This is a genomic window from Ruegeria sp. CDSC021 (genome assembly GCF_059610845.1).
Map to the genome: position 1 here is coordinate 28,377 of NZ_JBXWOK010000014.1, position 26,516 is coordinate 54,892.

Here is a 26,516-nt window from a genome sequence, read left to right on the forward strand (position 1 = left end):
GATCAGTCGGCGAAAAAGAATTCGTCCGGCCGGTGAATGCCGAAATGTGCGCCGGGTTCCCAGGCCCACATGGCCTGCTCGGGGACGTTGCGCAGGCGGTTCGATACGACGATAGGCTGAGGCGCACCGTTCAGAATGCCAATGGCATAAAGTTGGTCAGCGTGGATTTTCAGCATCTCATCCCATGCGGCCTTGCGTTCCTCATCAGTCGAGGCGACCTCCCAGTTATGGGCCAGTTCCATCAGGCGCTCGGCCTCGGGCATATCGGGTTTCTCACCAACATCGCCTCCGGTCTGATAGTACTGCCCCCATTTTGGCCAGGCCAAAAACACCTGATCGGTAGGGGCAAGATAAGCTGGTGAGGTGTGGTGTTGCGGGATGCCGTCATCCCAGCCGTACCAGACGGACGCCATTGTGCTGCCGGCAAACACCCGGTTGCGCAGAATGTCCCTGTCCAATGGGCGCATAATAAGATCGACGCCAATGTCGCGCCATGTGTCTGTGACGATTTGCAAGGCGTTTTCGACCTCTTGCCGCTCACCTGCAGTTTCGATGACCAGTTCCATCGGGCGGCCATCCGGCAACAGCCGCGTGCCGTTCTTGTCACGTTCGGTCAGGCCGGCCTCGTCCAGCAGCGCATTCGCCAATTCGATGTCGTACTGTGCCCATGCCTTTGCGTTTTCTTCGTTGAAGAAGGGCGAAGCAGGCAAGACCGACATCGCGGCGGGATGGGCCAGTTTGAAATACAGCGCCTGATTTATCGTTTTGCGGTCGATTGCCAGAGACAGCGCGCGGCGAACACGCGCGTCACGCAAAACGGCACGCCATGCTTCGTCTTCGTAGTTCAGATTGGGGTAAATCGCGATCTGTGAGGCAACCCCGGTTTTCCACAGCAAGGTTTTGTAGTCTCCACCGGCCTCGCCTTTTTTCAAGATCGAAGCGTCGCGGAACGCCAGTCCGCGCCCCTGTAGATCGGATTCGCCAGCATTGGTTTTTGCAGCAACCAGACCCCCGGCCACGATCTCCATCTCGACCACGTCGATATAGGGAAGCTGCACCCCATGGCTATCGATGCGATGAAAATAGGGATTGCGAACAAAGTTGTGACGGATCTTTTTGCCCGAACTTGCATTCAACCAGGGCTGCAAGGTTGGCAACTCGTGGTTGTCAAACTTGTAAAGGTTGTCGAGTTTGTTGTGTAAAGCTGCCCAGCTTTTGACGCGGGCATCTTCAACCTGAAAGGCAAGCTTTTCTGCGTCAGCGTATTTCTCGTGGTACTGTTTCAGGAACTCGGAAGGGCGGTAGATGAAAGGCGGGCGCGCTTGTGCCAGAGCCTGCAGGAAGCCGGGGTTGGGATCTTCCCATTCAAACACAACGGTCGTTTCATCGGGGAAGGTCACGGTCGGAGTCTTGCCTTCGACGATCAGAAAATCCGGTGGTCCCGACGGGCTGAGCAGTTCATTATTTGCCACATCCTCCCACCAGTATCGGAAGTCCTCGGAAGTGAACGGAGAGCCATTCGACCATTTGTGACCTTCACGCAGGTTGAGGGTGTATTTGCGGTTGTCGTCGTTCTGGAAGGATTCAAGCAGGTCTGGAACGACCTGATAGGTCTGGTCGAACCCAACAAGGCGGGCGTATCCGTAAACGACCATCTGCCGGATGTCTTTGGACCGAGTAATCATTGTGCGCAAAGTGCCGCCCTGTTTGCCGAATTCCCTGCCTTTTGCAGCAAGATCCACAATCAGGGGTTCGGCGGGAATTCGGTCCTGTATGGGGGGAAGGTTCCCCGCATTCACTTCGGTTTCCCAGAAAGTACTTTCTTGCAACTCGGGCATGTCTGCCGTGGCGGGCAGGGCCCATGTTGCGGCCAGCGCAACGGCCAGTAACAGCGGGCGAGTGGTCTTAAACATGGCATCGTACCTTATGGCCGGGCTCCATCTCTACCAATGAAGGTACCACGGAGTCGGTAAATCGGAAGGCGTCATCCCAACTGTCAGGTGAACCAGCACCCAAAGCAACCAAATTCAGGTCGATGGGGCGGTTGATGTCGGGCTCTGGCTGCGCAGCAATCAGTGCCTTGGTGTAAGGGTGACGAGGGTTGTAAAACAGTGTCTCAGGCGGGGCCTGTTCCACGACAAGCCCACGACGCATCACAGCAACTTCGTCGGCAATGCGTGCAACGACCGCAAGGTCGTGCGAGATGAAGAAATACGACAAATTCAGGCTGTCCTGCAAATGTTCCAGCAACGTCAGGATTTGTTCCTGAACCGATACGTCCAGAGCCGAAGTGGGTTCGTCACAGACAATAAGCTGAGGGTCGAGCATCATTGCGCGGGCAATCGACAGGCGCTGTCTTTGGCCGCCGGAAAAAGCATGGGGATAGCGTTTCAGCATATCGGCGTTCAGGCCAACACGTGTCAGCATCTCGGCCGCTTTTTCGCGCTGCTCGGCGGTCGATCCGATACGGTGAATCTCCAACGGTTCGGTCATCGCATCCTGAATGCGCATGCGAGGGCTGAGAGAGCTGTAGGGGTCCTGAAACACCATCTGCGCCTTGCGCTGAAACGCGGTGCGCTGGGTCCGGGTCATCTTGTGAACGGTGATCGCTTCTTCATCGGGGGAGGTTCGAAACAGAACCTCTCCGCCCGGATCAGGCGGCTCAGCCCCTAGTGCGATGCGGGCGGCCGTAGTTTTGCCCGAGCCGCTTTCGCCGACGATCGCCAGCGTCTTGCCCCGCGCGAGGTTCAGATCGACTCCGCGGCAGGCATGGATCAGGCGTTCGCCCTGCCAGCCCTTGCTGGATCGCATCGTATAGGTTTTCGACACGGCCTTCATCTGAAGGATCAGATCTTCGTCGGGCATCGGGATGCCAACCGCGTCCTGATCCGGAATCTCGGGCGCGGCGTTGAACAACTGTTGGGTATAGGGGTGAGCAGGGCTGGTCAGGATCGGTGCCGCAGCTCCAGCCTCCATCACGCGGCCTTTGTGCATGACCACGACCTGTTCGGCCATATTGGCGACGACCCCCAAATCATGGGTCACAAGGATCAGCGCCATTCCCGTTTCACGCTGAAGCTCTTTGATCAGCCCCAGCACCTGGGCCTGTGTCGTAACGTCCAATGCTGTCGTCGGCTCGTCCGCGATCAGTAATTCCGGTTTGGAAACCATGGCCATAGCGATCATGGCGCGTTGGCGCATCCCGCCGGACAGCTCGAACGGGTAAGAATCATAGGCGCGCTGAGGGTCTGGAAAACCCACGCGTTCGAACTGTTCCAGAACCGTTTTGCGGGCCTGTGCCTCGGAGGCATTGCGATGCAGCCAAAGAACTTCGCTGACCTGATTGCCAATTTTGTGCAGGGGAGAGAGCGAGCGCATCGGCTCTTGAAAGATCATCGAGATCCGATTGCCACGAATGCCGCGCATCTGACGTTCGCTGATCTGGGTCAGTTCCTCCATGCCTTTAGAATCATTCAGAGTAATCGTACCGCTTCGAATTTGGGCTGCTCGGGGAAGAATGCGTAAAGCAGCCCGACATGAGATCGTTTTCCCCGACCCTGATTCACCCACAAGCGCAAGTGTCTGTCCCGCTTCGACGTCGAAGTTGACGCCTTGAACCACAGACTCTCCGGCACCAAATCCGATGCTGAGGTCCCGGACAGACAACAACGCAGTCATGCGGGTATTCCACCCGTTAGGCCGTAGCTCGGCATAGGCTTGATCAACTCCCTGTGTTTTTTGTCTCAGTTTCGCGCGGTTGTGCCTGTATAGTCAAACCCGTTCTTGGGGTGAAATGTCGCGAAAACGTGAAACTGAGGCCGATTTGCCTACACAATGCCTTGAGGATTTGTCATCACATGCGATGTCGGTCACAGGTTATGTGTCGTCAAATATCAAGGAGAGATTTCCCAGTGCCCGATCCCCAAAGCCGTCTTGACCTGTTCATCGACCGTATGGTGTCGCAGCGTGCCTGCCTGGACCATGCCATTGCACAGACAAGTACTATGTCCGGTCCGGTGTTCGAGTTGGGATTAGGGAATGGTCGTACTTATCATCACATGGTTCAGTACATTCAAAACCGTCCGGTCTATGTGTTCGAACGCGCCGTGGCCTCTCATCCGGACTCTACCCCGCCCGAGGATCTGGTGATTCTGGGGGATGTGCGTGAGACTCTGCCTGCGGCACTTGAACGGTTTGGGGCGACGGCCAGTTTGATCCATGCGGATCTTGGCGGCCATAACAGGGACAAGAACGATGCTTTCGCGCGGTTGGTTTCCCCCCTGATAGAACCGTTGTTGGCAGAAGGTGGGCTGATGGTGTCCAGCGACCGGATGTATTTCGAAAACCTGACCGAAATCCCGCTGCCTGAACATGCGGTGGACGGACGTTGCTTTATCTACCGCCGCTAAGCGCGAGAAGGATACCAAATGCTTTTCTATGATTGCACGACCGCTCCAAACCCGCGCCGCGCGCGCATGTACATCGCGGAAAAAGGGCTGGAGATTGAAACGCGCAATATCTCGATAGCAAAGGCGGAACAGTTGGATGGCGCTTTCCTTACGGTAAACCCCAATGCGACGATCCCTGTTCTGGTGACGGATGAGGGTGCAACGCTGACCGAAAACCTGGGCATTGCCGCCTATCTTGAGGCGCGCTTTCCCGAACCACCTTTGATGGGACGTACGCCAGATGAAAAGGGGCTGGTCCTGATGTGGAACAGCATTGTCGAGCAGCAGGGTGGAGTGCCTATTGCCGAGGCTCTGCGCAACACCCATCCCGCGTTCAAGGATCGGGCGATTCCGGGCCCGGCGAACTATGCGCAGATACCCGAGCTGGCACAGCGTGGCATGGACCGGGTTGGCCGGTTTTTCGATTTGCTTGAAACGCGGCTGAAGGATAGTGCGTTTGTTGCGGGGGCTGAGTTCACGCTGGCCGATATCTCGACCTTTGTGTTTGTTGACTTTGCCCGCGTGATCAAGATGCGGATTCCACAGGAAAATACCGCGACGCTGTCTTGGTTCGACAAGATTGCTTCGCGTCCAAGCGCACAGCTTTAATGCGTTGAAATTGAGCTGACTGAACTTGCACACCTAGACTGTACAGAAATGTCTAGACAGGTGTGAACAGTATCACTAGCGTCTCCCTCGAGTCATGCAGGGGAGAGCATAATGAAATCTCAGTATCGCGTTGTGGTCATCGGTGGCGGCGTTGTGGGCGCCTCGGTTCTGTATCACTTGGCCAAATTCGGCTGGTCAGATGTGGTCATGCTGGAACGGCGGCGGTTGGCGTCGGGATCGTCCTGGCACGCGGCGGGCGGTATTCACGCGCTGAACGCGGATCCGAACATGGCATCGCTGCAGGCCTATACAATCGACCTTCTCAGCGAGATCGAAAAGGAATCCGGGCAGAATATCGGCCTGCACATGACCGGTGGTCTGACTTTGGCTGGAACGCCCGAGCGGTGGGAGTGGCTGCAGGCCAACTATCGTATCTTCCAGTCTATCGGTATCGAAGACTGCGAATTGCTGACTCCACAAGAGGCGCAAAAGCGCTGCCCCATCATGTCGACTGACGGCGTTCTGGGCGCGATGTGGGCCGATCGAGAAGGCTATATCGACACGACCGGTACGGTTCAGGCCTATGCAACTGCTGCCAAGAAACGCGGTGCCGAGTATTACGAGGAGACCAAGGTCGAGGAATTGATCCAGACCGATGATGGCTGGCAGGTCGTGACGGACAGGGGCACTATAACTTGCGAGCACGTGGTCAATGCCGCGGGGCTTTGGGCCAAGCAGGTCGGGCGCATGGCGGGGGTTGAGCTGCCAGTGTCGCCGCTGAAACATCACTATCTGATCACGGATACAGTGCCCGAAGTGGCGGCGGCGGATTTTGAGATGCCAATGACCGTGGACCTCGAGGGGTTCACCTATATGCGGCAAGACCAAAAGGGCGTTCTGGTCGGTATCTATGAGGTCGACCATGAACATTGGGCCATGGACGGCGCGCCGTGGAATTATGGCGAGGAACTGTTTCAGGAGCAGCTTGACCGGATCGAGAATGAACTGACGCTGGGCTTTGAACGCTATCCGTCGATCCAGAATGTCGGCATCAAAACCTGGGTCAACGGGGCGTTTACATTCTCGCCTGATGGTAACCCGCTGGTCGGGCCGGTTCCAGGCAAGCGCGGGTATTGGACCGCCTGCGCTGTCATGGCCGGGTTCCTGCAGGGCGGCGGCGTTGGCAAAACACTGGCTGAGTGGATGATCCATGGCGAGCCCGAGGCCGATGCATGGCCGATGGACATTGCCCGCTATGGCGATTTTGCCCAGAACAAACGCTATATTCGTGAAACCACCGGGCAATTCTATTCCCGCCGTTTCGTGATGACATATCCGAACGAACAGCTGCCTGCCGGTCGTCCGCTGAAGATGGCGCCAGCTCATGACGCGATGACTGAAGCGGGATGCAAATGGGGTGTCAGCTGGGACCTTGAGGTGCCGCTGTACTTCGCGCCGAAAGGGTTCGAGGAAACGCCGACCCTCAAGCGATCCAACGCGCATGATATCGTGGCCAAGGAATGCAAGGTGATCCGCGAGGGCGTCGGCCTGATGGACATCTCTGGCTTTTCCCGGTTCGAGGTCACCGGGCCAAATGCCGAGCTGTGGCTGGATCGCGTGATGGCTTCGAAACTGCCCGCGCCGGGACGGGCCAAGTTGGCACCAATGCTGGGTGAGAATGGGCGGCTAAAAGGGGATCTGACCGTTCTGAATTGGGGCGATGGCACCTGGTGGATCATGGGCAGCTATTACCTGCGCGCCTGGCATATGCGCTGGTTCGACGATCATATGATCGACGGAGTCGAGGTTCGCGATCTGGGCGAGGAGTATTGCGGGTTCGGTCTGGTCGGGCCGAAATCGCAGGAGGTAATCGAAAAACTGGCCGAGCAGGACGTCTCGGGCCTGAAATTCATGGGCTGTGGTGATTTTGATATCGGTCTTGTCAGGGCTCGCGTTGCGCGCATGTCAGTCACAGGTGAAAAAGGCTATGAGATCAACTGCCGCTATGGCGATCACATCAAGCTGCGCCGGATGTTGCTTGAGGCCGGGGCCGACGCGGGCATCCGCGAGTGCGGTTTCAACGCGATGCTGTCCACGCGGCTTGAGAAGAGCTTTGGCATCTGGTCGGCGGAATTCACGCAAGCGTACACGCCGGGCATGACAGGTATGGATCGCTGGATCGATTGGGACAAGGATTTCGTCGGTAAAGAGGCCGCCTTGGCCGAACGCGATGGCAATGGTCCTGCGCAGGTTCAGGTGACGCTTGAGGTTGATGCTTTGGACGCAGATGCCAGCGGATACGAACCTGTCTGGTCAGGGGCAGAGCACGTGGGTTTTGTCACCTCGGGCGGCTATGGCCACTACACCGGCAAGTCCCTGGCGATGGCGCTGGTCAATCGTGACAAGGCCGCACCAGGCACTGAACTGTCTGTCCATGTGGTTGGGGTCGAACGACCTGCGCGGGTCATCGCGCCGTCGCCCTATGATCCACAGGGCAAAGCGATGCGGGGCTGACAATGACCAACCCCGAACGTGGACGGCGAAGGCGAGGGCGTGGCGCTGATGCCGCGCCTGCGACCAACCGCAAGGTCGACTACCGCCAGCTGAGGAATCCATTCCCGGTGATGGAGGTGTTTCCGGCGGATCAGATCGCTGACATGCACGAAACCGCGCTGCGTTTGTTGCAAGAGTTGGGCATCAAGGTGCTGCTGCCTGAGGCGCGGAGCATTTTTGCCAAAGCTGGCGCGCGCGTTGATGTCGATAGCGAAATGGTTTTTATTGGTCGCGACATGGTCGAGGCTGCGGTGGCCTCGGCGCCGAAATCCATTGCCTGCCGGGCCGGTGCGTCGCACCGGGATTTCACGCTGGAACTGGGTAGCCTTGTGTTTCAACCGGGGGCAGGGGCGCCGAATGCCACTGATCTGGAACGCGGACGTCGCCCGGCGACCGGGCAGGACTATCTGGAATTTCTGAAGCTCACCCATCATTTCGACGTGTTCCAGATGATCTCGCCTCAGGTTGAACCGCAGGATGTGCCGACCCCTCTGCGGCACTATTTCACCACGCAGGCGCAGATGGAGCTGACAGACAAGTTCCCATTCTTCTTCTCGCGCGGGACACCGCAGGTGATGGATTGCTTTGAGATGCTGTCGACCGCGCGCGGCCTGTCGGATGACGAGTTTCAGGCCTCTCCGCACAGCTATACAATCATCAACACCAACAGCCCGCGTACGCTGGACATACCGATGGCGCAGGGGCTAATCGACTTTGCTCGGCACGGGCAGATGTCAATCATCACGCCCTTTACGCTGATGGGGGCGATGGCACCGATCACGGTGGCGGGGGCCATCACCCTGTCCCATGCCGAGGCGTTGGCCGCACTGACCCTGACGCAATTGGCACGTCCCGGTGCGCCTGTGTGCTATGGCACTTTCACCAGCAATGTGGATATGAAATCCGGTGCTCCGGCCTTTGGAACGCCCTCGCATTTTCAGGCCTCACTGGCGGCCGGGCAGTTGGCGCGGCATCTGGGCCTGCCGTGGCGCTCGGCTGCGGGGTCGGCTTCAAACATCAATGATGTGCAGGCGGCAAATGAAAACCAGTTTGGCCTGTGGGGGTGCCTGATGGCCGGGGCGACGGTGATCATTCACTCGGCGGGATGGCTAGAGGGCGGATTGACCGTGTCCTTTGAAAAACTGGTCTGCGACGCCGAAGTGCTGAACATGGTGGCCGAGCTGTGCACCGGGGCGCAGGCTGGCGAGGCTGAAATTGGGTTCGACACCGCGCTAAGCGAGGTCGAGCCCAGCGGACATTTCTTTGCATCCAGCCAGACGATGGACCGCTATAATACCGAATTCTATGAGCCGCATGTCCATGATTATGCCAATTTCGGCACCTGGGCCGAGCGTGGATCGTTGGACGCAAACAGTCGTGCGACCGGTGTGTGGAAGGAGATTTTGGCCAATTTTCAGCCACCTGAGCAAAACAGCGACCAGATTGGCGCGCTGAAGGACTTTATTGCCAAACGTACCGAAGAGGGCGGCGCGCCGCCGGAGAGTTAAATGAATACGAAACCCATCCTGCACCGGGACGACCCGGAAGCTGAACCGCTGATCGGAAATGTCAAGGTCACGCGCGACGACTGGCTGAACGTGGCGTTGGATGTGCTAATCTCGGACGGGGTCGATCAGATCAAGGTGATGAATCTGGCGGAACGGATGGCCGTGTCTCGGTCGTCCTTCTATTGGTACTTCAAATCGCGCCAGGAACTGCTGGATGCTCTTCTGGCACGGTGGCAGGCCACCAATACCGCGGCATTGGTCGCGCAGGCCGAAGCTCCGGCAAAGACGATAACCGGTGCGGTGTGCAATGTGCATCGCTGTGTCGTCAATACCGACCTGTTTGACACCGCGCTGGATTTCGCGGTGCGCGACTGGGCGCGCAAATCGGGCAAGGTGCGGCGCGCGCTGGACCAGTCTGACGCCCGACGGTTGCTAGCGCTGCACGCCATGTTTGCCCGCTTTGGCTATTCCGAGGTCGAGGCGGAAACCCGTGCGCGCGTGCTGTATTACATGCAGATAGGATACGATCTGGCGCAGCTGAATGAACCGATGTCCACGCGGATATCAATGGTGCCGCATTATCTATATGTCTTCACCGGGGTCGAGCCGAGGCCAGAGGAAGTAGAAGAATTCAGCGCCTATTCGCGCCATCACTGGAAAGGAGAGCCATCATGAGTCAACCAGATGCAATCATCATCGGAACCGGTGTGATCGGGGCGGCCATCGCATTTGAAATGGCCAAGGCCGGGTGGAAAACCGTATCTCTGGACCGAAACGCTCAGGTTGGCCATGGCTCAACCGCCGGATCCTGCGCGATCATTCGGATGCATTATTCCACCTTTGACGGCACGGCATTCGCCTGGGAAGGCTATCATTATTGGCGCGACTGGGCCGAGTATCTTGGCCTGCCGCAAGGCGCCGATCTGGCCCAATTCCGCGAAACCGGCTGTCTGGTCATGAAGACCGAGGCGAACGGGCTGCTGGAAAAACACATGAAGAACAGCTCCGCGCTGAATTGCCCGTTCGAGGAATGGTCCCCCGAACAGGTCACCGACCGGCTGCCGGTCTATTCGCAGGACAGTTTTGCCCCCGCTCGTCGCATGGATGACCCCGAGTTTGGGCAGCCCAACGGACGCAAGATGCAAGGCGGCGTTTACTGGCCTCAAGCCGGGTATGTCACCGATCCGGCCCTATCCGCACAGAACCTGATGGATGCCGCCAAACAGCACGGGGCCGAAGTGCGGACCGGGGCCGAAGTGGTCGAGATTTTGACTGATGACGGGCGAGTTTCTGGTGTCAGGTTGGCATCGGGAGAAGACATTCATGCGAAAGTTGTGGTTAACGTAGCCGGGCCGGGTTCGGCCATCATCAACGGGATGGCAGATGTTCTGGATGACATGACCATTCAGACCCGCCCCTTGCGCCAAGAGGTCGTTCACGTCCCTGCGCCCGAGGGGTTTGACTTTGAAAATGACGGGACAATCGTGTCGGACAGCGATATCGCCTGCTATTGCCGGCCAGAGCATGGCAACCACATCCTGGTGGGCTCGGAAGACCCCGAATGCGACCCACATCAATGGTGCGAAGATGACGTAACCTATTATCGTGACTTTACCGACCAGTGGACGACGCAAGCGATGCGCTATGCCCAGAGAGTGCCCAGTCTTGGCATTCCTTCCAAGACCCGCGGTGTGGTGGACCTGTATGATGCGTCTACGGATTGGATTCCGATCTATGACAAATCCAGCCTTCCCGGTTTTTATATGGCCTGCGGATCCAGTGGAAATCAGTACAAGAACGCGCCGATTGCAGGCAAGATGATGACGGCGCTGATCGGGTATTGCGAAGACGGCGCGGATCATGACAGTGCGCCGCTACAATTTGAACTGCCCTATATTGGACGCACAATCGATGTCGGTTTCTATTCCCGCAAGCGCCCGATCAACAAAGAAAGCAGTTTTTCCGTTTTGGGCTAGCCGACGCGTCCTGATGCACTAGCATTCACGGGATCGAGTTGAGCCCGGACGCATAATGACCAAATCGAAGAACAAGGTTCTGATCCTCGGCAGCGCCCCCACCGCGCTGCGTGCGCGGGACTGGGCGCGTACGCCGTTCACGCATATCGTCGCTATCAACAATGCCTGGCGGGTCCGCGCAGACTGGGATTTTCTGATCCACCCCGAGGATTTCCCGACCAAGAACATGCCCACATCTGTCAGTGACATCCAGCGTATAGTCACTGCAAATGAATACGTTCCGATACAGAATGGTTTCGGTGGGTTTGTCTATGCCGGGGGAACGATGGCCTTTACCGCCGGATACTGGGCTTTGTCTGCATTACAGCCCTCGGTTCTGGCTTATTGCGGTTGCGATATGATCTATTCCGGACAGGGTCGGACGCATTTCTACGGCAACGGAGCCGCAGATCCGTTGCGATCCGATGTGACCTTGCGACTGCTTGAGGCGAAGTCGGCGCGACTAGGATTGTTTGCTGCGGCGCAGGGCTGTCGCACAGTGCGATTGTTCGAAGGGCCAAGCCGACTGGTTTACCCCTCGGTCGACAGCGAAGATTTGTCTTCGGTCGAGATGCCTTCTACATCGGGGATGGCTGAGATCATACGGTCGGAGTCGGATCTTGGATATTTCGTGGAGTCTGGCCGGTACTGGGAAGTTGAGACCGAGTTCGACCCGCAGAAGATCGATGCCATAGACCAGAGGTGGCTATCGCTCTATCCATCGGCCACTCAGCTCTGAATTGCTGTGGTAATTCTGGTTCAGGCCGCGAATGTCGCCCAGGCCCAGACCATTGCCACATAGGTCAGATTATGCATGCACTGATCCAGCCCGGCTGCCCGCCAAAAGGCTGCCTGGGTTGGCATAAGCTGTTTTTTGTCGGAATAGCTGGCTTTGGCAAAGTCGATGTTGAAATGAACGATCCACTCTAGCCCGGCAATGATTACGATAAACGGCAGCGGGGTGCCGAATACCAAGAAAACCAACACCGACCCAATAACATGTACAGCGGCATGTTGGGCGCGTCCCCAGTGAAAATATTCGCCTCGGCCGGACAGCATCTTAGGCGTCTGGAGGTAAAAATCTGCAAACATATGTTTGATCTGCAATAAGCAGAGCATCAATAACACAGTGCCTAGAGTGGCAGGCAAATGAATCCTCCCGATATCGTCCTGAAGCAAACAGTAGGGGCTAATGTGAGGTTGCGCAAATGAACTTGTTCACATTCGGCAAATATCTGTTCAATTCGGAAACTATTTGCGTCTGCAGGCTTGATTGCGGTAAATTCAGACTGTTGAATTTACGAGAATTTCGTAAAGACCGGGTCAGTGATCCGCAGCAGGGGCAGGTTCCATAGAACGCACGATTTTCCGTTTTATCTGGAAATATTCAAAGCGCGACCAGCTGATTTTGCTGGCCGTAACCACGTCTTTGTTTCCGCTGCTATACCTGACGCTGGAACTGCCCAAGCGCATCATCAATGACGCGATCGGGGCTGCGACCCCTGTTGTTGATGTGCTGGGCTACAGCCTGTCGCAAACGAATTTTCTGATCATATTATGCATTGGGTTTCTGCTCGCCGTTCTGGCGCATGGTTTGATGAAAATGCGCATCAACACCATGAAAGGCGTCCTGAGCGAACGGATGCTGCGCCGATTCCGGTATCAGATGATCAGCCGCGCCTTGAGATTTCCGCAACCCTATTTCGAACGGGTCAGCCAAGGCGAAATGGTGTCGATGATCACCGCTGAAAGCGAGCCGATGGGTGGGCTGATGGGCGATGCCATCAGCCAGCCGGTATTGCAGGCGGGACAGATGATCACGATACTGTCCTTCCTGTTCCTACAGAGCTTTTGGTTCGGGCTTGCTGCCGTTTCCCTGATCCCGTTACAGGCCTGGTTGATCCCAAAGCTGCAGCGCCAGATCAATCTGTTGAACAAAAGCCGCATCCAGGAAGTGCGCGTGCTGGCTGCACAGATTGGTGAAAACGCAGCAGGTGCGTCAACGCTGCGGGCAAATGGCGGCTGGCGGTATCGCCGGGCCATGATCTCGGATCAGCTGGGCCGGTTGTTTGAAATCCGCTTCGATATCTACCAGAAAAAGTTCTTTATGAAGTTCATCAACAACTTCATTTCGCAGCTTACCCCATTCCTGTTCTATCTGGTTGGCGGCATTCTGGTCTTGCAGGGCTCGGTCTCGTTGGGGGCGTTGGTTGCGGCTTTGGCGGCTTACAAGGACCTCAGTTCGCCTTGGAAAGAGTTGCTCACATATTACAACCAGACACAGGATATGTCCTTGCGCTGGGATGTTGTGATCGAACGCTTTGCGCCCTCTGGAATGCAGGACGAAAGCCTGTTCGAAGGCGAGCCCGACAAACATCCCAGGCTGGACGGGGATATTGTTCTGAAACATACATCTGTTCGTGACATGGACGGGAATCTGGTTCTGGACGACCTCGATCTGACATTCCCAGGCGGTAAAACCATCGGAATCGCTGCGCCCAGCGAAGAAGACCGGCGTGCGGTTTCGGAATTGCTGACCCGAGAGATCCTGCCCAGTTCCGGCAGGGTAACGGTCGGGCAGGAAGATTTGTCAAAGCTGCATCAGGGGGTCATTGCTGCGCGGATCGGTTTTGCCTCATCGCGACCGGTTATGTTTCAGGGAACTTTGGGCGACAATGTGATGATGCCGATGCGTCTTCGTCCTCTGTCGACAGAATCAGACGACCCCGGCTTTGCTGAAACAAGACGAGCGGGCAACAGTACCGACCCGTTTAGAGTTGATTGGCTGGACCCGTCGCTGGCTGGTTTGAACACCGTGGAAGACCTGCGCGACTGGTGGTTACAACTGATCGACGGTCTAGGTTCGGGCGCTGCCCTGTTTCAGCGCGGTGCTGAACAGACATTCGAAGCCAACGAGCACCCCGAGTTGGTCAGAAAACTGGTTGAACTACGGCCCAAAGTTCAGGAGGCGGTGGTCAAGGCTGGGCTGCAACAGCAGGCTCTGATCTTTGACCGCAATGCATATAATGCCGCCTTGCCGGTCGCGGAAAACCTGCTTTTCGCGACACCCTGCGTTCCGGTCACTCAGGAAATACTGACCCGTCAGGGCGTGTTTTTGGGGCAGCTGCGCGAGCTGGGCTTGGACGAAACCCTGGTCAGCCTGACGCGCGATGTCATTGATATGTTGCGCCAGATATTTGGGTTGGACGGCACGGACCACCCGTTGTTCCGCAAGCTTGGCTTGCAGGCCGAAGTCTACGAAGCTGCAGTCGAACTGGTAGAGCGCACCCGAAACGAAGGTGTCAGCGGTCTGGATGATGGGCAACTGGCCAACCTTCTGGCGGTTCCGTTTGTCATCTCGGCAGAACAGATTGGCCCCGCGTTTACGGATGAATTGAAAAACCGCATACTTGAATTGCGGCAAAGCCACTCCGAAAAGCTGCTGCAACATCTGAATGATGTCTTCGTGCCGCTGAAGGAAACCGAGTTTGCCCCCGGTCTGACCGTGATGGAGAACGCTCTGTTTGGTAAGGTCAGCCAGATCGGCGGCGCGCGATCAGATGAGGTCCGTAAGCTGATCGTTGATGTCCTTTCTGAAAACGGAGCCCGACCTTTGGTGGTCGAGCTGATTTACGATGTACCGGTCTCGCTGGGCGGGCAGAACCTGCCTGCGGTTTTCGCCGAACCTTTGGCCTTTACGCGGGCTACGATCAAGAAACCCGACATTCTGATCCTGGATAATGCTTTGGCAAGCTATGACATGGAAACTCAGATTGCGGTCTATAAGAACCTGCGCGCCCTGTTGCCAAATGCGACGGTGATTTATCTGAACGATCAGTACGAAAACCCTGACGTATTCGACATGTTCATAGAAATAAGGCAAGGTCGTGTGGTTTCAGACGAAGGACCCGCCGACGTGGAAGAAGATAGCGCAGCATCAGCCGATTTGGCGCGCAAGCTTCGTGCGCTGGAACAGACGCCGCTGTTTTCCGGTCTTGACCGCAGGCAGCTGCGCCTTCTGGCATTTGGTGCGCGCTGGTTCCAGGCTCAACCGGGAGAGGTGGTGTTCCTGAAAGACGACCAGCCCACCGATGGGGCCTATGTCGTTTTGGAAGGGGAGGCAGGCCTGTATTTGCCGCAACCAGAAGGTCCCGATCAACTGATCGCAACGGTTGGCTCCGGCGCATTGGTCGGAGAGTTGGGGTTGATCCGAAAGGAACCCCGCGCCCTGAGCATGATTGCGGAAACCGACCTGTCTTGTCTGCGTATCGGTGAGGAAGAATTCCTGGCCGTGGTCGAAAACGATGCCGCAACCGCTTTCAAGCTGATGCAGGTGATCGCCGGCTATGTTTCGAACTAGGGGTTGGCTTCAGGTTTGCAGAACAGGTCGTATAGCAGCTGGATGACTTTCGCTGTATTTCCGTCCTGCAGGGAATAGTAGATGGTTTTGCCATCGCGCCGTGTCGACACCAGCTGTTCTTCTCGTAGGCGTGCCAACATCTGACTGACTGCGGCCTGCCGGATTTGCAGCAGTTTTTCCAGCTCACCAACCGATTTCTCGCCATCACCCAGATGGCACAAAATCATCAGGCGGCCTTCATGCGCCAGCGTCTTAAGGTACGCGGCGGCACGTGCTGCACTTTCCTGCATGCCGGGCGGAGTTTCGTCCGAATTCAGTGTTTCGTGGTCTTGAACTGTCACGTGCGTATTGGTTCCAAACTTGGCTTTGGCGCAATATGACTCAGAATTTCAGTACTTGTCACCCCTTTGCAGCAGGGGCACCGCCCTGAAAGGCGTTGCCGTTGGCATAGTCGCAAGGTTCTTCCTGCATCTGAAGGTGCAACCCATCGCCGGTATAGGGGTGTGAGCGGGCCAGATCTTCGTCCACTTCGATCCCCAACCCTGGCGCATTAGGTGCCACGACAAAGCCATTTTCAACGCGCAGTGAACCTTTGATCAAAGCGTCGTGATACGGCGTATCAATGGTTTCCAGCAACAGCAGATTTGGGATTGAGGCTGCCAGATGGATGTTGGCGGCCCATTCAACTGGACCAGCATAGAGATGCGGAGCCATTTGGGCGTTGAATATCTCGGCCATGGCTGCGACTTTCTTCATCTCCCATATCCCACCTGCACGCCCAAGGGCGGGTTGCAGGATTTCTGCTGCACCTGCGCGCAAAACTGCACCGAATTCGGCTTTGGTGGTCATGCGTTCCCCGGTTGCCACGGGTATTCGCACGTTGCGAGCGACGCGGGCCATGTCTTCGATCATGTCAGGTGGGGTAGGTTCTTCGAACCAAAGCGGTGAATAGGGTTCCAGCGCCTGACCCAGCCGGATTGCGCCTGCGGTGTTGAACTGACCGTGGGTGCCAAACAACAGGTCGGCCTTGTCGCCGACCGCTTCACGGATCGCTTTGCAAAAGGCAACTGACATCGAGATGTCGGACATAGCAGGCATATGCCCGCCACGGATCGTGTAGGGACCAGCGGGATCAAATTTTACTGCCGTGAAGCCGCGGCTCACCATTTCAGCTGCACATTCCGCGGCCTGGTCGGGCGAAGTCCAAAAGTCGGCCAGGTCATGCCGGGGCAGGGGGTAAAGGTAGGTGTAGGCCCGGATGCGTTGATTAACCAGCCCACCCAAAAGCGCATAAACCGGACGGTCGCGATCTTTACCCAGAATGTCCCAACACGCGATTTCTAGCCCTGAAAACGCACCCATTACGGTCAGGTCGGGGCGCTGGGTAAAACCGCTGGAATAGACGCGGCGGAACATAAGCTCGATGTTCTCGGGGTTCTCGCCGAGCATATGCCGTTCAAAGACATCCCGGATTACGTGACACATAGCTTCAGGTCCAATGGATGAAGCATAGCATTCGCCCCAACCGGTGACGCCTGTGTCGGTGGTAACCTTTACCAGTATCCAGTACCGGCCACCCCAACCCGGAGCAGGGGGGGCCGTGACAATGATATCGAGATCCTGCAGTTTCATAGGATATACTCCAGCCGGGGCTGCTTAGGCCCTGTCAAACATGATGACGTTTCGTTTGGCCGATCCGGTTTTGGTATCCGCAATCGCCTCGTTGATTTGCGACAAGGACCAGCGGCCCGAGATCAGTTCATCCAGCCTCAGCCGCCCCTGTTCATACAGGTCGATCATCCAGGGAATATCACGTTGGATCACCACATCCCCCATCTTTGACCCGATCAGCCCCTGACCAAGTGCGGCCAGGACAACAGGTTCATAGCTTGCCATGTCGCCGGAATGGGGCATCCCGATCATGATGGCCTTACCGCCTCGGCCAAGATAGCGAACGGCCTGGTCATAGGCCGGGATTGCACCGACTGTGATCAGCACGGCATCGGCCCCTCGACCGCCAAGTGCGCGGTAAGCTGCCTTCCATGGTGCGTCCAAAGTGGCCAGAACGCCGTGGGTTGCACCAAATTCCTTTGCAATGGCCAGTTTGTCCTCGGTCATGTCGACCGCAACGATACGCCGGGCACCCGCAATCCGTGCGCCTTGTATGGCGTTCAGGCCAACGCCTCCGGCCCCGATCACGACGACATCCTGACCCGGGCGCAGACCGGCGGCATTCACGGCAGCGCCCACACCGGTGATTACCCCGCAAGACAGCAGACTGGCCACATCCTTTGGCAGGGCCTCGGGAATTCTCACGATCTGCCGGTGGCTGACCACGACTTTTTCGGCAAAAGCCCCGCACGCCATTGCTTGCTCCAGCGGGCCCCCGTCAGCGGTGCGCAACGGACCTTTTACAGTGTCGTGGGGTGTTTCACATAAGGTTGGCTTGCCACCCGCGCAGGAGGGGCAGGAACCGCATGCACGGATAAGCGTCACCACGACGGAATCGCCAACCTCGAACCCTTCGGTCATGCCGCCCGTTGCGGTGATCACACCCGCTGCCTCATGGCCATAAACAGCGGGCAGGAATCCACTCCAGGCGCCGCTGGCGAAAGAAATGTCGGAATGGCAGATCGCAACTGCATCCAGGGTGACCTCGACTTCGCCGGCGGCGGGCGGGGCGATCAGCACGTCTTCTATGACCAGGGGTTTGTCGAATGCCCGACATACGGCCGCCTTGATGGATTGCATGTTGTCCTCGTATTCGGTTTGAATCACGGTGGCGCGGTTCGGAATGTCCTGCAAGGCCGAAACCGTCATCGTCATGTCGTTGTTATGCAGAAATGGGGCGAGATCTGTAAAAGAGGATAAGGCCGACAATCATAAGGCACATGGCCAGAAGAAACGGCGCGCCGGGAAAATAGATGGCGGTGCCGGGCTTTGCGAACCAGGCAAATACGCTGCTCATGACCAGAGGGGAAATCACCATGGAAAGCGCGTGCAGTGAAGTAAGCACGCCCTGAAGCTCTCCTTGTTGCGAATCTGGTGTTGCGCGCGAGGCCAGAGCCTGGATTGCCGGGGTTGCGACTGCGCCGATAGCCGTGATCGGGATCAGCATCAGCGCGATTATTCCATTAGTCAGAAAAGCCAGAAGCAGAAAGCTGACAATCTCGAACACCATCCCGAGAAGGATTGTTACGCGTTCGCCGAGATAACGTGTGGCGGGGCGTATCAATCCGCCCTGAACCGCGGCCATTCCAATTCCGTAAAGACCCAGCGACACACCAATCATCTGGGGTGACCATCCAAAACGCTCGGCGGTGAAATAGGCCCAAATGGCCGGATAGACATAGATTGAGACAGAATAGAGGAAATAGACCCACAACATCGGACGGATCCCCGGCAGCGCCGCGATGGCACGCAATGAATTCACGGGGTTAGCGCGGCGCAGGCTGAACGGGCGCCGGTTCTTATCGGTCACCGTTTCAGGCATCACCATCAAACCGACGCCGAATGTTATGGCCGAAAGCGCTGCGGCAGCCCAGAAGGGCGCACGGGTTCCATATTCGCTCAGCAATCCGCCGATGACCGGACCCAGGACAAAGCCAACCCCGAATGCCGCCCCTAACAGGCCGAAATTCGCAGCTTTTTCGTGGGGTTTCGACACATCCGCCATGAACGCCGCGGCGGTGGAATGAGTTGCGGCTGTGATCCCGCCGACGATCCGACCGGCAAGTAATAGCCAGATACTGCCAGCAAGCGCCATGACCACATAGTCCAGCGACATGACAAACAGCGATACCAACAATACACCCCTACGCCCGAAAGCGTCAGACAGGTTGCCCAGGATCGGTCCAAAGATAAATTGCATCGCTGCAAAAGCGGTGCTTAGGACGCCGCCCCAGATCGCCGCGCTGGCCAGTGTACCACCCTGAACATCAATAATGAGCTCGGGCATAATGGGCAGCACAAGGCCAATCCCCATTGCATCAATCATGACAGTGGCAAGAACAAACAGGAAAGGTAAGCGCATGGGAACCGACAAAGAAAGTTTCGGGCACCCTATCGGGGGTCAGGTTCAGAGGAAAGCCGCAAGATTTCGCAGATCAGTCAAGAGTATCAAAGCCCTGCGCGATGTCGTCCAATAGATCAGCCAGTTCTTCAGGGTGCGAAAAGAATGGCGAATGAGAGCTTTGGATGGAATGGCGCATTCCCTCGGGCATGCTGAGGCTCATGATGTGCTGGTATTCAGGCGGGATGGTATGGTCGTCGAGTGTTCGGATATATGCTTTGGGCATATCCTGAAAATGTTCTGTCAGGGTAAGCCGTGCCTCCTGAGGTGCAATGGCCTGCGGGCAAAGCCGAGCCAGCGCATAAAGCAGGACCTCTTCCGGGCAGTCGTGGTAAAACAAGGCCTTCACGCTATCGGGTTTGACCGTATAGGACAGCCCGTCAGTCGATTTTTCGACGGCATCAACTATTGTTTGCCGCGGTGATTTCCGGCGCATCTCGACCATCGACAATCCGTTCTCGGGGACGTAGGCGGACAGGAAAACAAGTCCGCGCATCGCATCCGGTCTCAATTCGGCGGCGGCACTAATGGGGTATCCCCCCCAAGAATGGCCGACGATGATCGTATCCGATCTGCTCGCAGCCAGAACGGCGTTCCGGCAACTGTCCAGGGTCACCTGGTCGATCGACGTCGGGTCAGATCCGTGGCTGGGCATATCAATTGCGCGGACCGAATGGCCGCGTGTTTCAAGTGCTGGGATCAAATCTCTCCAACACCAGGCACCATGGCATGAGCCATGGACCAACAGAAAATCCGCCAAAGCAATGCTCCTTCAGATATGACCGATGCCAGTCAAAAAGTCTTTTAGTAGCGCCGCGTATTCAATGGGTTGTTCGACGCAGGGCAGATGGCCCGCTTTGCGTATCAATTCGAAACGGGCACCGGAAATAAGATCAATGGTTTCTTTTACTAGATCCGGCGGGGTAGAGCCATCCTCGCTGCCCGCAATGCCCAAAGTCGGCAAACGCAGGCCACTTGTCGGCGTGTAAAAATCGGTTCCGGAAATGGCGGCGCAACATCCCAGATAACCTTCAACAGGTTGCCGCACCATCATGTTGCGCCATAGCAGGTGCTGGGGCGACGCGTGGAAAGCCCGCGAGAACCAGCGCTCCATAGTTGAGTCGGCTAACATTTCGATGCCGCCGATCCGGACGGCTTCTATACGGTCCGCCCAAATCGCCGGGGTGGCTATTTTGGCCGCTGTATTTGACAGAACCAGCCCGCGAATCAAATCCAGGCGTTTGACGGCCAGACCCTGCGCGATCATCCCGCCGATGGACAGACCGACAAAAACGCAATCTCGGACCTTTAGGTGATCCAGAAGGCCTTCGGCATCGCGGATCAGCGCCCCCATCGAATAGGGCGCCTGAGGCGCCGAGGACAGGCCATGCCCGCGTTTGTCATATCGAATGACTCGCAGCCCATCAGGCAGGTATGGCAGCATCGCGTCCCACAGGCGCAGATCAGTGCCCAGCGAGTTCGCGAACACGATCGGCGCGCCTTGTGGGTCGCCGTCGATCCGGTAATGAAGCTGTACATCCCCAAGGTCAGCTATCTGCATAAAAATCCTCTGTCTTTGCATGCTGAACTGACACGCTGCCGGAACCGACGGCGGTTGTCAGGTCAGGAACTCCATAGCTTTGGCAAAGACGTCCGGGTCCGCATTGCCACCCGATGCGACAATGATAACGGCGTCTCCTTGAATTTCGGACCTGCGAAACAACGCTGCGGCCAGGGAAACCGCACCGCCCGGTTCCAGCACGATCTTCAGGCGCAGAAAGGCCAAAGCCATGGCGCGCATCGACTCTTCTTCGGTCACAGACAGGCCGGGACCGCACAGCCGTTGCAGGATCGGAAAGGTGATGTCGCCGGGTTGCGGGGTCAGAATGGCGTCGCAGATATTGCCAGATGTGGCCGCGTTGTTCTTTATTCGTCCCAGTGCCAACGAGCGTTTGACGTCGTCAAACCCTTCGGGCTCGCAGGGGCGGGCGCGCAGACCGGGTGCGTGCCCCTCGAGCGCAAGCGCAATACCCGAGGTCAACCCCCCGCCGCCGCAACAGACCAGCACATCAGCCTGTTCGACGCCCAGCACAGCCGCCTGGCGCGCGATTTCCAACCCGGTTGTGCCTTGCCCGGCTATCACAAGCGGTTCATCATAGGGGCGGATCAGGGTCAGGCCACGCTTGGCCGCCACGGCCTCCCCGATTTCTTCGCGGCTTTCATTGGAGCGGTCGTACAGAACCACCTCGGCCCCCAGAGCGCGCGTGTTGTCGATTTTGAGCTTTGGGGCATCCGAGGGCATGATGATAACAGCCGAAATACCATGCCGTGCGGCGGCATAAGCCACGCCCTGAGCATGATTGCCCGAGGAATAGGCGATCACACCTTTCTTTCGGTCTGCTTCACTGAGGCCCGAAATGGCCGACCACGCCCCGCGAAACTTGAAACTGCCGGTGTGCTGCAGGCATTCCGGTTTTACCAACACGCGGCGACCCGCGATTTCATCCAAAAACGGAGAGGTCAGGATTGGTGTTTCTCTGACGTGCCCTTGCAGACGCAGGGCTGCGGCTTCGATCATTTCAAGTGTGCTCATGCCGCGTCCAGTACTTCGCGAATAACGCCCAATGATTGAGGTTCGTCCAGAAACGGCACGTGTCCGCGATCGGGCACGGTAGCCGAGATCAACCCCGGATGCCGGTTCTGCATCTCGGCCAATGTCTGCGCGCTCAGAAGATCGGAATTTTCACCGCGAATGACACCCGTTGGGATGTCGTGCAGGGCCTCGAAGAATATCCACATATCCGGGATTGCCCCGGCTGCGGCCTGTTCCAGCAGCGCTGTGCGCAGGGCCGGATCATAGCGCAGGGTCAAACCCTCTGTCGTTTCCTGATTTTGAAATTCAGCCATCTGCCGCCATCTTTCCAGCGAAATCCCTGGAAACTGCGGGCCCATCATGTGCTGAAGCGCGTGCGCGGCCTCGTCATAGGTTTTCGAGACCGGTTGTTTGCCGACATATTCCATTATTTTGGCGATGCCCGATGGGTTAAAGACCGGACCAACATCATTGAGCACAACAGCCGCCAGCCGCTTTGGGTGGGTGGTGGCCAAGGTCATCGCGATCAGGCCTCCACGTGAGGTCCCAATCACGGTCACCTGATCCAGGTCAAGATGATCCAGCAGATCGATCACGTCTTGAGATTCGCGTAACAGGCTATAGTTCCCGTGATCCGAGTCATGCTCGGATTGCCCGCGCCCGCGATAATCCATCGCGATCATCCGCCAATCGGTCATGTGCGGGGCAAGAAATGAGAAATCCCGGCTGTTTCGGGTAAGGCCAGCCAAACACAGGATCGGCCTGCCGCTGCCGGTGTCTTCGAAATAGAGGTGTTTGCCGTCGTTGGTCGAAAAAAAGGGCATCAGAATCCTGCAAGTTCCGGAATGGATGTCAGGTCGGACAGTACATGCGTTGGCTGCCATGGCAACCGATCCATTGGTTCGTTCGCACGGTTGACCCAGGCAGTGACGAAACCATAGCCACTGGCCCCCGCCGCGTCCCAGCCATTTGAGCTGACGAACAAGACTTCGTCGCGCTCGCAGCCGAAGCTCTGCGCGACCAGATCATAAACCTTGGCATGCGGTTTGAAGACGCCGACGCTTTCGACCGACAGAACATCATCGAGAACGCCGCTTATCCCTGCGGATTGAACCGCACCATCCAGCATCGGCGGTGATCCGTTCGACAAGATCGCAGTCTGCATCCCGCCGGCCTTCAGGGTGGCCAGCATTTCGGGAACCTCGGGATATGCCTGCAATTCCCAGTAGAGATCAAGCAGGCGCTGGCGTAGGGCCGGGTGCTGGTCCAGCCCCGTTGCCTCTAGTGCCCAATCCAGACCGTCTTGGGTGACGTCCCAGAAATCTGCATGTGCATCGGCCACCGCACGCAGCCAGGTGTATTGCAACTGTTTCAGGCGCCAGTGATTGGCCAGATCCGGCCATTTCTGCTGTAACGCCTCAAAGCCGGGTTCTGATGCAGCTTGCCTTGCGGCTGCGGCCACATCGAACAACGTGCCGTATGCATCAAAAATGCAGGTTGTGATCGGCATCAATTCCCCTCCGTTCATTCGGTGCAGGTTTGCAAAAGTGCTAAGGGTTTACAATGTTGCTTCATTGCCTAGGTTTGACCGCTCAATTTTTTATCGGCCGGAGGCCAAAATGACAGCGATAAAACAGGGCGACACAGTTCGCATCCACTATACCGGTACGTTGCAGGACGGGAATGTCTTTGACAGTTCACAAGGGCGCGATCCACTGGAATTCGAGGTGGGGTCCGGGCAGATTATTCCCGGATTGGACAGTGCAATGCCTGGTCTGGTGGCCGGGGACAAAAAACGTGTCGAGATCGCCTGCGTTGATGCTTATGGGCCGATCAATCCCGAAATGCGTCAGAGCATACCACGCGAAGGTATTCCGGACGACATCCCGCTTGAACCCGGCACCCAGTTGCAGATGCAAACGCCCGAAGGGCACGCATTGCCGGTAACTGTTGTCGAGGCTGATGAGGTGACCGTCACGCTGGACGCGAACCATCCTCTGGCCGGAAGGGACCTGATTTTCGAAATCGAAGTGGTTTCGGTGAATTGAGTTCCGTGATCTGGATCAGCCTGAAAACAGGCTGGTCCATGATGCAAAGATCTCGCGTACATGCGGCTGAGTGAAGAATACAAACAGCATCAGCAGCATTGTTAGGGTCATCAAGGCGACGCGGCCCCTAAACCCCAGAAAACCCGGTTTTCGGCGGGAAACCCGCTTGCTGCTGGCGATGATTTGCTCTGCTTTGTTCATGCAACTATCCCTGCCTGCGAAAGATGGTCAAATCTTGGCACTGACAGGGAAAGAAATGGTCACATATGGTCCGGTTGAGGCATTCCCAGAACGTGGAAGCCACCATCAACACGAATAACCTCGCCCGAGGTGCAGGCCCCCGCATCCGAAGCCAGATAAACCGCGGTGCCGCCGACAGCCTCAAGCGTGGCATTGCTGCGCATCGGAGCGTTCTGGTCGCAGAACTTGAAGGTCTTGCGGGCCCCACCGATGGCCGCCCCGGCCAGTGTTTTCATCGGACCCGGAGAGATTGCGTTCACCCGGATTCCGTCAGGTCCAAGATCGTTGGCCAGATAACGGGTCGCTGATTCCAGCGCAGCTTTGGCCACACCCATTACGTTGTAGTTGGGCACAACCCGGTTAGACCCCTGATAGGTCAGCGTCAGGATCGTACCGCCGTTTTCTTTCATCATCGGATAGGCGCGGCGGGCCACTTCGATCAGCGAATAGGCCGAAATATCCATCGAATTCTTGAAATTCGCCCGGCTGGTGTCCAGGAACCGGCCTGTAAGCTCGGACTTGTCGGAATAGGCGATGGCGTGGACCACAAAATCAATGGTCGGCCAGCGCTGGGCCAACTCGTCAAAGGCACGATCCAGCGACTCATCATCAGTGACGTCCGCATCGACCATGAAATCGCTGCCAAGGCTTTGCGCCAGCGGTTCCAGCCGCTTTCCGAATGCCTCGCCCTGATAGGTGAATGCCAGTTCGGCGCCCGCTTCGTGCATGGCCTTTGCGATGCCCCATGCGATCGAACGGTCATTCGCCACGCCCATAACGAGGCCGCGTTTGCCTTTCATTAGATCTGACATTCCATTCACCCGTTATACTTTGAAAGAACCATGGACCCGTTCGTCCCACCAAAGCCGAAGCTGTTGGTCATGACGCTGTCCAAACCTGCATTTTCAACTAGCTGAGTTGCAATTTCTCCGGGCTGGATGCCCTCGGCAAGCGTGTCGACGTTGATCGACGGCGTTATAAAATCATGTTCCAGCATCAAAAGGCAGAAAATAGCCTCCAGCGCGCCAGCCGCACCTTGTGCGTGGCCTGTCATCGACTTGGTCGAGGAAATCGGCGGCACGCTACCCTCGCCAAAAATACGGCGCACAGCTTCGACTTCGCCGACATCTCCGACCGGGGTCGAGGTGCCATGGGCATTGATGTAGTCGACCTTGCGGCCTTCGGGCAGGGTGTCCAGCGCCAGACGCATGGCGCGTTCGCCACCTTCGCCAGAGGGGGCTACCATGTCGTGACCGTCGGAGGTTGCTGCAAAACCCGTCACTTCAGCATAGATTTTGGCGCCGCGTGCCAATGCGTGTTCCAGATCTTCCAGCACGACAATACCGCCTCCGCCGGATATTACGAACCCGTCGCGGTCTTGGTCGAATGCACGAGAAGCTTTTTCGGGCGTATCGTTGTATTTCGACGACATGGCACCCATTGCATCGAACAGACAGGACAAGGTCCAGTCCAGCTCTTCCCCGCCGCCCGCGAACATTATATCTTGTTTGCCCATCATGATCTGCTCTGCGGCATTGCCGATGCAATGCAACGAGGTCGAACAGGCCGAAGTGATCGAGTAATTGATGCCCTTGATCTTGAAGGCGGTCGCAAGGTTGGCCGAAATGGTTGAGCACATGCATTTAGGAACTGCAAACGGGCCGATCCGCTTGGTCGCGCCGTTTTTCAGAACGGTCTGATGCGCAGTCAGCATGGCGCTGGTCGACGGTCCGCCCGATCCGGCGACAAGGCCGGTACGTGGGTTGGCAACCTGGTCTTCGGTCAATCCTGAATCGGCAATCGCCTGGCTCATCGCGATATGCGCATAGGCCGCTCCGGGACCCATAAAGCGCAGGGTGCGCTTGTCCACATGTTCGCTAACGTCGATTTTGAGCGACCCGGCGATCTGGCTGCGAAAGCCATGTTCGACCATCTGGTCATTGGCCACGATGCCGGACTTGCCGGCCTTGAGTGAGGTCAGAACCTCTTCGGCATTGTTCCCGATGGAAGAGACAACTCCCAAGCCGGTGACAACTACTCGACGCATGTGCGTGCTCCTTATTTGGGGCC

Annotated in this window: 24 protein-coding genes; 9 read left to right on the forward strand and 15 right to left on the reverse strand. The window is 57.1% G+C overall.

The annotated features are described in order from the left end of the window. Positions 1–2: 2 nt before the first annotated feature. Together AC2FGB_RS17630 and AC2FGB_RS17635 are read right to left on the reverse strand one after the other, a co-directional pair. A complete protein-coding gene (locus tag AC2FGB_RS17630; protein WP_496678916.1) occupies positions 3–1,913 on the reverse strand; it encodes an ABC transporter substrate-binding protein in 1,911 nt (636 codons plus the stop codon). Then, on the reverse strand, positions 1,906–3,678 hold the full coding sequence (locus tag AC2FGB_RS17635) for an ABC transporter ATP-binding protein (RefSeq protein ID WP_496690375.1): 1,773 nt from the start codon (positions 3,676–3,678) through the stop codon (positions 1,906–1,908). The genes AC2FGB_RS17630 and AC2FGB_RS17635 overlap by 8 nt, the downstream gene beginning before the upstream one ends. A 200-nt stretch (positions 3,679–3,878) precedes the next feature. Here AC2FGB_RS17635 and AC2FGB_RS17640 point away from each other — a divergent pair, with 200 nt between their 5' ends. The 7 genes from AC2FGB_RS17640 (at position 3,879) to AC2FGB_RS17670 (ending at position 11,872) form a co-directional block, all read left to right on the forward strand. Beyond that, positions 3,879–4,409 (forward strand): class I SAM-dependent methyltransferase, encoded by a 531-nt coding sequence (locus AC2FGB_RS17640; protein ID WP_142639381.1) that lies wholly within the window; start codon positions 3,879–3,881, stop codon positions 4,407–4,409. A gap of 18 nt (positions 4,410–4,427) precedes the next feature. Continuing rightward, on the forward strand, positions 4,428–5,057 hold the full coding sequence (locus AC2FGB_RS17645; RefSeq protein WP_496694541.1) for a glutathione S-transferase: 630 nt from the start codon (positions 4,428–4,430) through the stop codon (positions 5,055–5,057). Between the two features lie 111 nt (positions 5,058–5,168). Beyond that, positions 5,169–7,571 carry a GcvT family protein gene (locus AC2FGB_RS17650; protein ID WP_496694540.1) on the forward strand — a complete coding sequence of 801 codons (2,403 nt, stop codon included), beginning with the start codon at positions 5,169–5,171 and terminating at the stop codon, positions 7,569–7,571. Between the two features lie 2 nt (positions 7,572–7,573). After that, positions 7,574–9,118, forward strand: a complete 1,545-nt coding sequence (locus AC2FGB_RS17655; RefSeq protein WP_496694539.1) for a trimethylamine methyltransferase family protein — start codon at positions 7,574–7,576, stop codon at positions 9,116–9,118. Further along, positions 9,119–9,793, forward strand: a complete 675-nt coding sequence (locus AC2FGB_RS17660) for a TetR/AcrR family transcriptional regulator (RefSeq protein ID WP_282022267.1) — start codon at positions 9,119–9,121, stop codon at positions 9,791–9,793. Next, the gene (locus AC2FGB_RS17665) at positions 9,790–11,094 is read left to right on the forward strand and encodes an NAD(P)/FAD-dependent oxidoreductase (protein ID WP_496694538.1); all 1,305 of its coding nucleotides are present in this window, start codon (positions 9,790–9,792) and stop codon (positions 11,092–11,094) included. Before AC2FGB_RS17660 ends, AC2FGB_RS17665 begins: the two co-directional genes overlap by 4 nt. A gap of 55 nt (positions 11,095–11,149) precedes the next feature. After that, on the forward strand, positions 11,150–11,872 hold the full coding sequence (locus AC2FGB_RS17670; RefSeq protein WP_142639393.1) for a hypothetical protein: 723 nt from the start codon (positions 11,150–11,152) through the stop codon (positions 11,870–11,872). A 20-nt stretch (positions 11,873–11,892) separates the two neighbouring features. Here AC2FGB_RS17670 and AC2FGB_RS17675 read toward each other — a convergent pair whose 3' ends face one another. After that, a complete protein-coding gene (locus AC2FGB_RS17675; RefSeq protein ID WP_416383939.1) occupies positions 11,893–12,282 on the reverse strand; it encodes a DUF3307 domain-containing protein in 390 nt (129 codons plus the stop codon). Positions 12,283–12,496: 214 nt separating this feature from the next. On the opposite strand from AC2FGB_RS17675, the gene AC2FGB_RS17680 reads away from it, so the two are divergent. Further along, positions 12,497–15,493 carry an ABC transporter transmembrane domain-containing protein gene (locus AC2FGB_RS17680; RefSeq protein WP_496694552.1) on the forward strand — a complete coding sequence of 999 codons (2,997 nt, stop codon included), beginning with the start codon at positions 12,497–12,499 and terminating at the stop codon, positions 15,491–15,493. Here the strand turns inward: AC2FGB_RS17680 and AC2FGB_RS17685 are convergent. The 9 genes from AC2FGB_RS17685 to AC2FGB_RS17725 all read right to left on the reverse strand — a co-directional run bounded on the left by AC2FGB_RS17685 (position 15,490) and on the right by AC2FGB_RS17725 (position 23,668). Then, positions 15,490–15,783: an ArsR/SmtB family transcription factor gene (locus AC2FGB_RS17685; protein WP_142639497.1), complete on the reverse strand. Its 294-nt coding sequence runs from the start codon at positions 15,781–15,783 to the stop codon at positions 15,490–15,492. The genes AC2FGB_RS17680 and AC2FGB_RS17685 overlap by 4 nt on opposite strands. A 109-nt stretch (positions 15,784–15,892) precedes the next feature. Then, on the reverse strand, positions 15,893–17,125 hold the full coding sequence (locus AC2FGB_RS17690; protein ID WP_142639397.1) for a mandelate racemase/muconate lactonizing enzyme family protein: 1,233 nt from the start codon (positions 17,123–17,125) through the stop codon (positions 15,893–15,895). A gap of 24 nt (positions 17,126–17,149) precedes the next feature. Continuing rightward, positions 17,150–18,244 (reverse strand): zinc-binding dehydrogenase, encoded by a 1,095-nt coding sequence (locus tag AC2FGB_RS17695; protein WP_496690393.1) that lies wholly within the window; start codon positions 18,242–18,244, stop codon positions 17,150–17,152. 82 nt (positions 18,245–18,326) lie between these two features. Next, the gene (locus AC2FGB_RS17700) at positions 18,327–19,526 is read right to left on the reverse strand and encodes a TCR/Tet family MFS transporter (protein WP_496690370.1); all 1,200 of its coding nucleotides are present in this window, start codon (positions 19,524–19,526) and stop codon (positions 18,327–18,329) included. Positions 19,527–19,599: 73 nt separating this feature from the next. Then, complete coding sequence (locus tag AC2FGB_RS17705; protein WP_496694537.1) at positions 19,600–20,325, reverse strand: alpha/beta fold hydrolase; 726 nt, start codon at positions 20,323–20,325, stop codon at positions 19,600–19,602. A 12-nt stretch (positions 20,326–20,337) separates the two neighbouring features. Beyond that, the gene (gene pcaD / locus AC2FGB_RS17710; RefSeq protein ID WP_496694536.1) at positions 20,338–21,126 is read right to left on the reverse strand and encodes a 3-oxoadipate enol-lactonase; all 789 of its coding nucleotides are present in this window, start codon (positions 21,124–21,126) and stop codon (positions 20,338–20,340) included. A 57-nt stretch (positions 21,127–21,183) separates the two neighbouring features. Then, positions 21,184–22,158 carry a threonine ammonia-lyase gene (locus tag AC2FGB_RS17715; protein ID WP_281995901.1) on the reverse strand — a complete coding sequence of 325 codons (975 nt, stop codon included), beginning with the start codon at positions 22,156–22,158 and terminating at the stop codon, positions 21,184–21,186. After that, positions 22,155–22,982, reverse strand: coding sequence for an alpha/beta fold hydrolase (locus tag AC2FGB_RS17720; protein ID WP_496694535.1), 828 nt, complete (start codon positions 22,980–22,982; stop codon positions 22,155–22,157). Before AC2FGB_RS17720 ends, AC2FGB_RS17715 begins: the two co-directional genes overlap by 4 nt. Further along, a complete protein-coding gene (locus AC2FGB_RS17725; RefSeq protein WP_496694534.1) occupies positions 22,982–23,668 on the reverse strand; it encodes a haloacid dehalogenase type II in 687 nt (228 codons plus the stop codon). Before AC2FGB_RS17725 ends, AC2FGB_RS17720 begins: the two co-directional genes overlap by 1 nt. 109 nt (positions 23,669–23,777) lie before the next feature. Between AC2FGB_RS17725 and AC2FGB_RS17730 the strand changes: the two genes are divergently transcribed. Further along, the gene (locus AC2FGB_RS17730) at positions 23,778–24,206 is read left to right on the forward strand and encodes an FKBP-type peptidyl-prolyl cis-trans isomerase (protein WP_142639411.1); all 429 of its coding nucleotides are present in this window, start codon (positions 23,778–23,780) and stop codon (positions 24,204–24,206) included. A gap of 15 nt (positions 24,207–24,221) precedes the next feature. Here the strand turns inward: AC2FGB_RS17730 and AC2FGB_RS17735 are convergent, their stop codons facing one another. From AC2FGB_RS17735 to fabB, 3 genes are read right to left on the reverse strand one after another with little or no spacing between them, the layout of a single operon-like run. Beyond that, entirely contained in the window at positions 24,222–24,407 is a 186-nt protein-coding gene (locus AC2FGB_RS17735) for a hypothetical protein (RefSeq protein ID WP_142639413.1), read from the reverse strand. A 59-nt stretch (positions 24,408–24,466) separates the two neighbouring features. Then, positions 24,467–25,258: an enoyl-ACP reductase FabI gene (locus AC2FGB_RS17740; RefSeq protein WP_271951566.1), complete on the reverse strand. Its 792-nt coding sequence runs from the start codon at positions 25,256–25,258 to the stop codon at positions 24,467–24,469. 5 nt (positions 25,259–25,263) lie between these two features. Continuing rightward, positions 25,264–26,493, reverse strand: coding sequence for a beta-ketoacyl-ACP synthase I (gene fabB, locus AC2FGB_RS17745; protein WP_281973459.1), 1,230 nt, complete (start codon positions 26,491–26,493; stop codon positions 25,264–25,266). Between the last annotated feature and the right edge of the window lie 23 nt (positions 26,494–26,516).

What these genes read in the sequence shown, in the direction of transcription:
- AC2FGB_RS17695 (WP_496690393.1), bottom strand. Translation starts at nt 18,244, where the DNA reads ATGCAATCCATCAAGGCGGCCGTATGTCGGGCATTCGACAAACCCCTG.
- AC2FGB_RS17685 (WP_142639497.1), bottom strand. Translation starts at nt 15,783, where the DNA reads ATGCAGGAAAGTGCAGCACGTGCCGCCGCGTACCTTAAGACGCTGGCG.
- pcaD (WP_496694536.1), bottom strand. Translation starts at nt 21,126, where the DNA reads ATGCAGATAGCTGACCTTGGGGATGTACAGCTTCATTACCGGATCGAC.
- fabB (WP_281973459.1), bottom strand. Translation starts at nt 26,493, where the DNA reads ATGCGTCGAGTAGTTGTCACCGGCTTGGGAGTTGTCTCTTCCATCGGG.
- AC2FGB_RS17650 (WP_496694540.1), top strand. Translation starts at nt 5,169, where the DNA reads ATGAAATCTCAGTATCGCGTTGTGGTCATCGGTGGCGGCGTTGTGGGC.
- AC2FGB_RS17630 (WP_496678916.1), bottom strand. Translation starts at nt 1,913, where the DNA reads ATGTTTAAGACCACTCGCCCGCTGTTACTGGCCGTTGCGCTGGCCGCA.
- AC2FGB_RS17645 (WP_496694541.1), top strand. Translation starts at nt 4,428, where the DNA reads ATGCTTTTCTATGATTGCACGACCGCTCCAAACCCGCGCCGCGCGCGC.
- AC2FGB_RS17715 (WP_281995901.1), bottom strand. Translation starts at nt 22,158, where the DNA reads ATGAGCACACTTGAAATGATCGAAGCCGCAGCCCTGCGTCTGCAAGGG.
- AC2FGB_RS17660 (WP_282022267.1), top strand. Translation starts at nt 9,119, where the DNA reads ATGAATACGAAACCCATCCTGCACCGGGACGACCCGGAAGCTGAACCG.
- AC2FGB_RS17690 (WP_142639397.1), bottom strand. Translation starts at nt 17,125, where the DNA reads ATGAAACTGCAGGATCTCGATATCATTGTCACGGCCCCCCCTGCTCCG.
- AC2FGB_RS17640 (WP_142639381.1), top strand. Translation starts at nt 3,879, where the DNA reads ATGTGTCGTCAAATATCAAGGAGAGATTTCCCAGTGCCCGATCCCCAA.
- AC2FGB_RS17740 (WP_271951566.1), bottom strand. Translation starts at nt 25,258, where the DNA reads ATGTCAGATCTAATGAAAGGCAAACGCGGCCTCGTTATGGGCGTGGCG.
- AC2FGB_RS17730 (WP_142639411.1), top strand. Translation starts at nt 23,778, where the DNA reads ATGACAGCGATAAAACAGGGCGACACAGTTCGCATCCACTATACCGGT.
- AC2FGB_RS17665 (WP_496694538.1), top strand. Translation starts at nt 9,790, where the DNA reads ATGAGTCAACCAGATGCAATCATCATCGGAACCGGTGTGATCGGGGCG.
- AC2FGB_RS17720 (WP_496694535.1), bottom strand. Translation starts at nt 22,982, where the DNA reads ATGCCCTTTTTTTCGACCAACGACGGCAAACACCTCTATTTCGAAGAC.
- AC2FGB_RS17670 (WP_142639393.1), top strand. Translation starts at nt 11,150, where the DNA reads ATGACCAAATCGAAGAACAAGGTTCTGATCCTCGGCAGCGCCCCCACC.
- AC2FGB_RS17635 (WP_496690375.1), bottom strand. Translation starts at nt 3,678, where the DNA reads ATGACTGCGTTGTTGTCTGTCCGGGACCTCAGCATCGGATTTGGTGCC.
- AC2FGB_RS17735 (WP_142639413.1), bottom strand. Translation starts at nt 24,407, where the DNA reads ATGAACAAAGCAGAGCAAATCATCGCCAGCAGCAAGCGGGTTTCCCGC.
- AC2FGB_RS17700 (WP_496690370.1), bottom strand. Translation starts at nt 19,526, where the DNA reads ATGCGCTTACCTTTCCTGTTTGTTCTTGCCACTGTCATGATTGATGCA.
- AC2FGB_RS17725 (WP_496694534.1), bottom strand. Translation starts at nt 23,668, where the DNA reads ATGCCGATCACAACCTGCATTTTTGATGCATACGGCACGTTGTTCGAT.
- AC2FGB_RS17655 (WP_496694539.1), top strand. Translation starts at nt 7,574, where the DNA reads ATGACCAACCCCGAACGTGGACGGCGAAGGCGAGGGCGTGGCGCTGAT.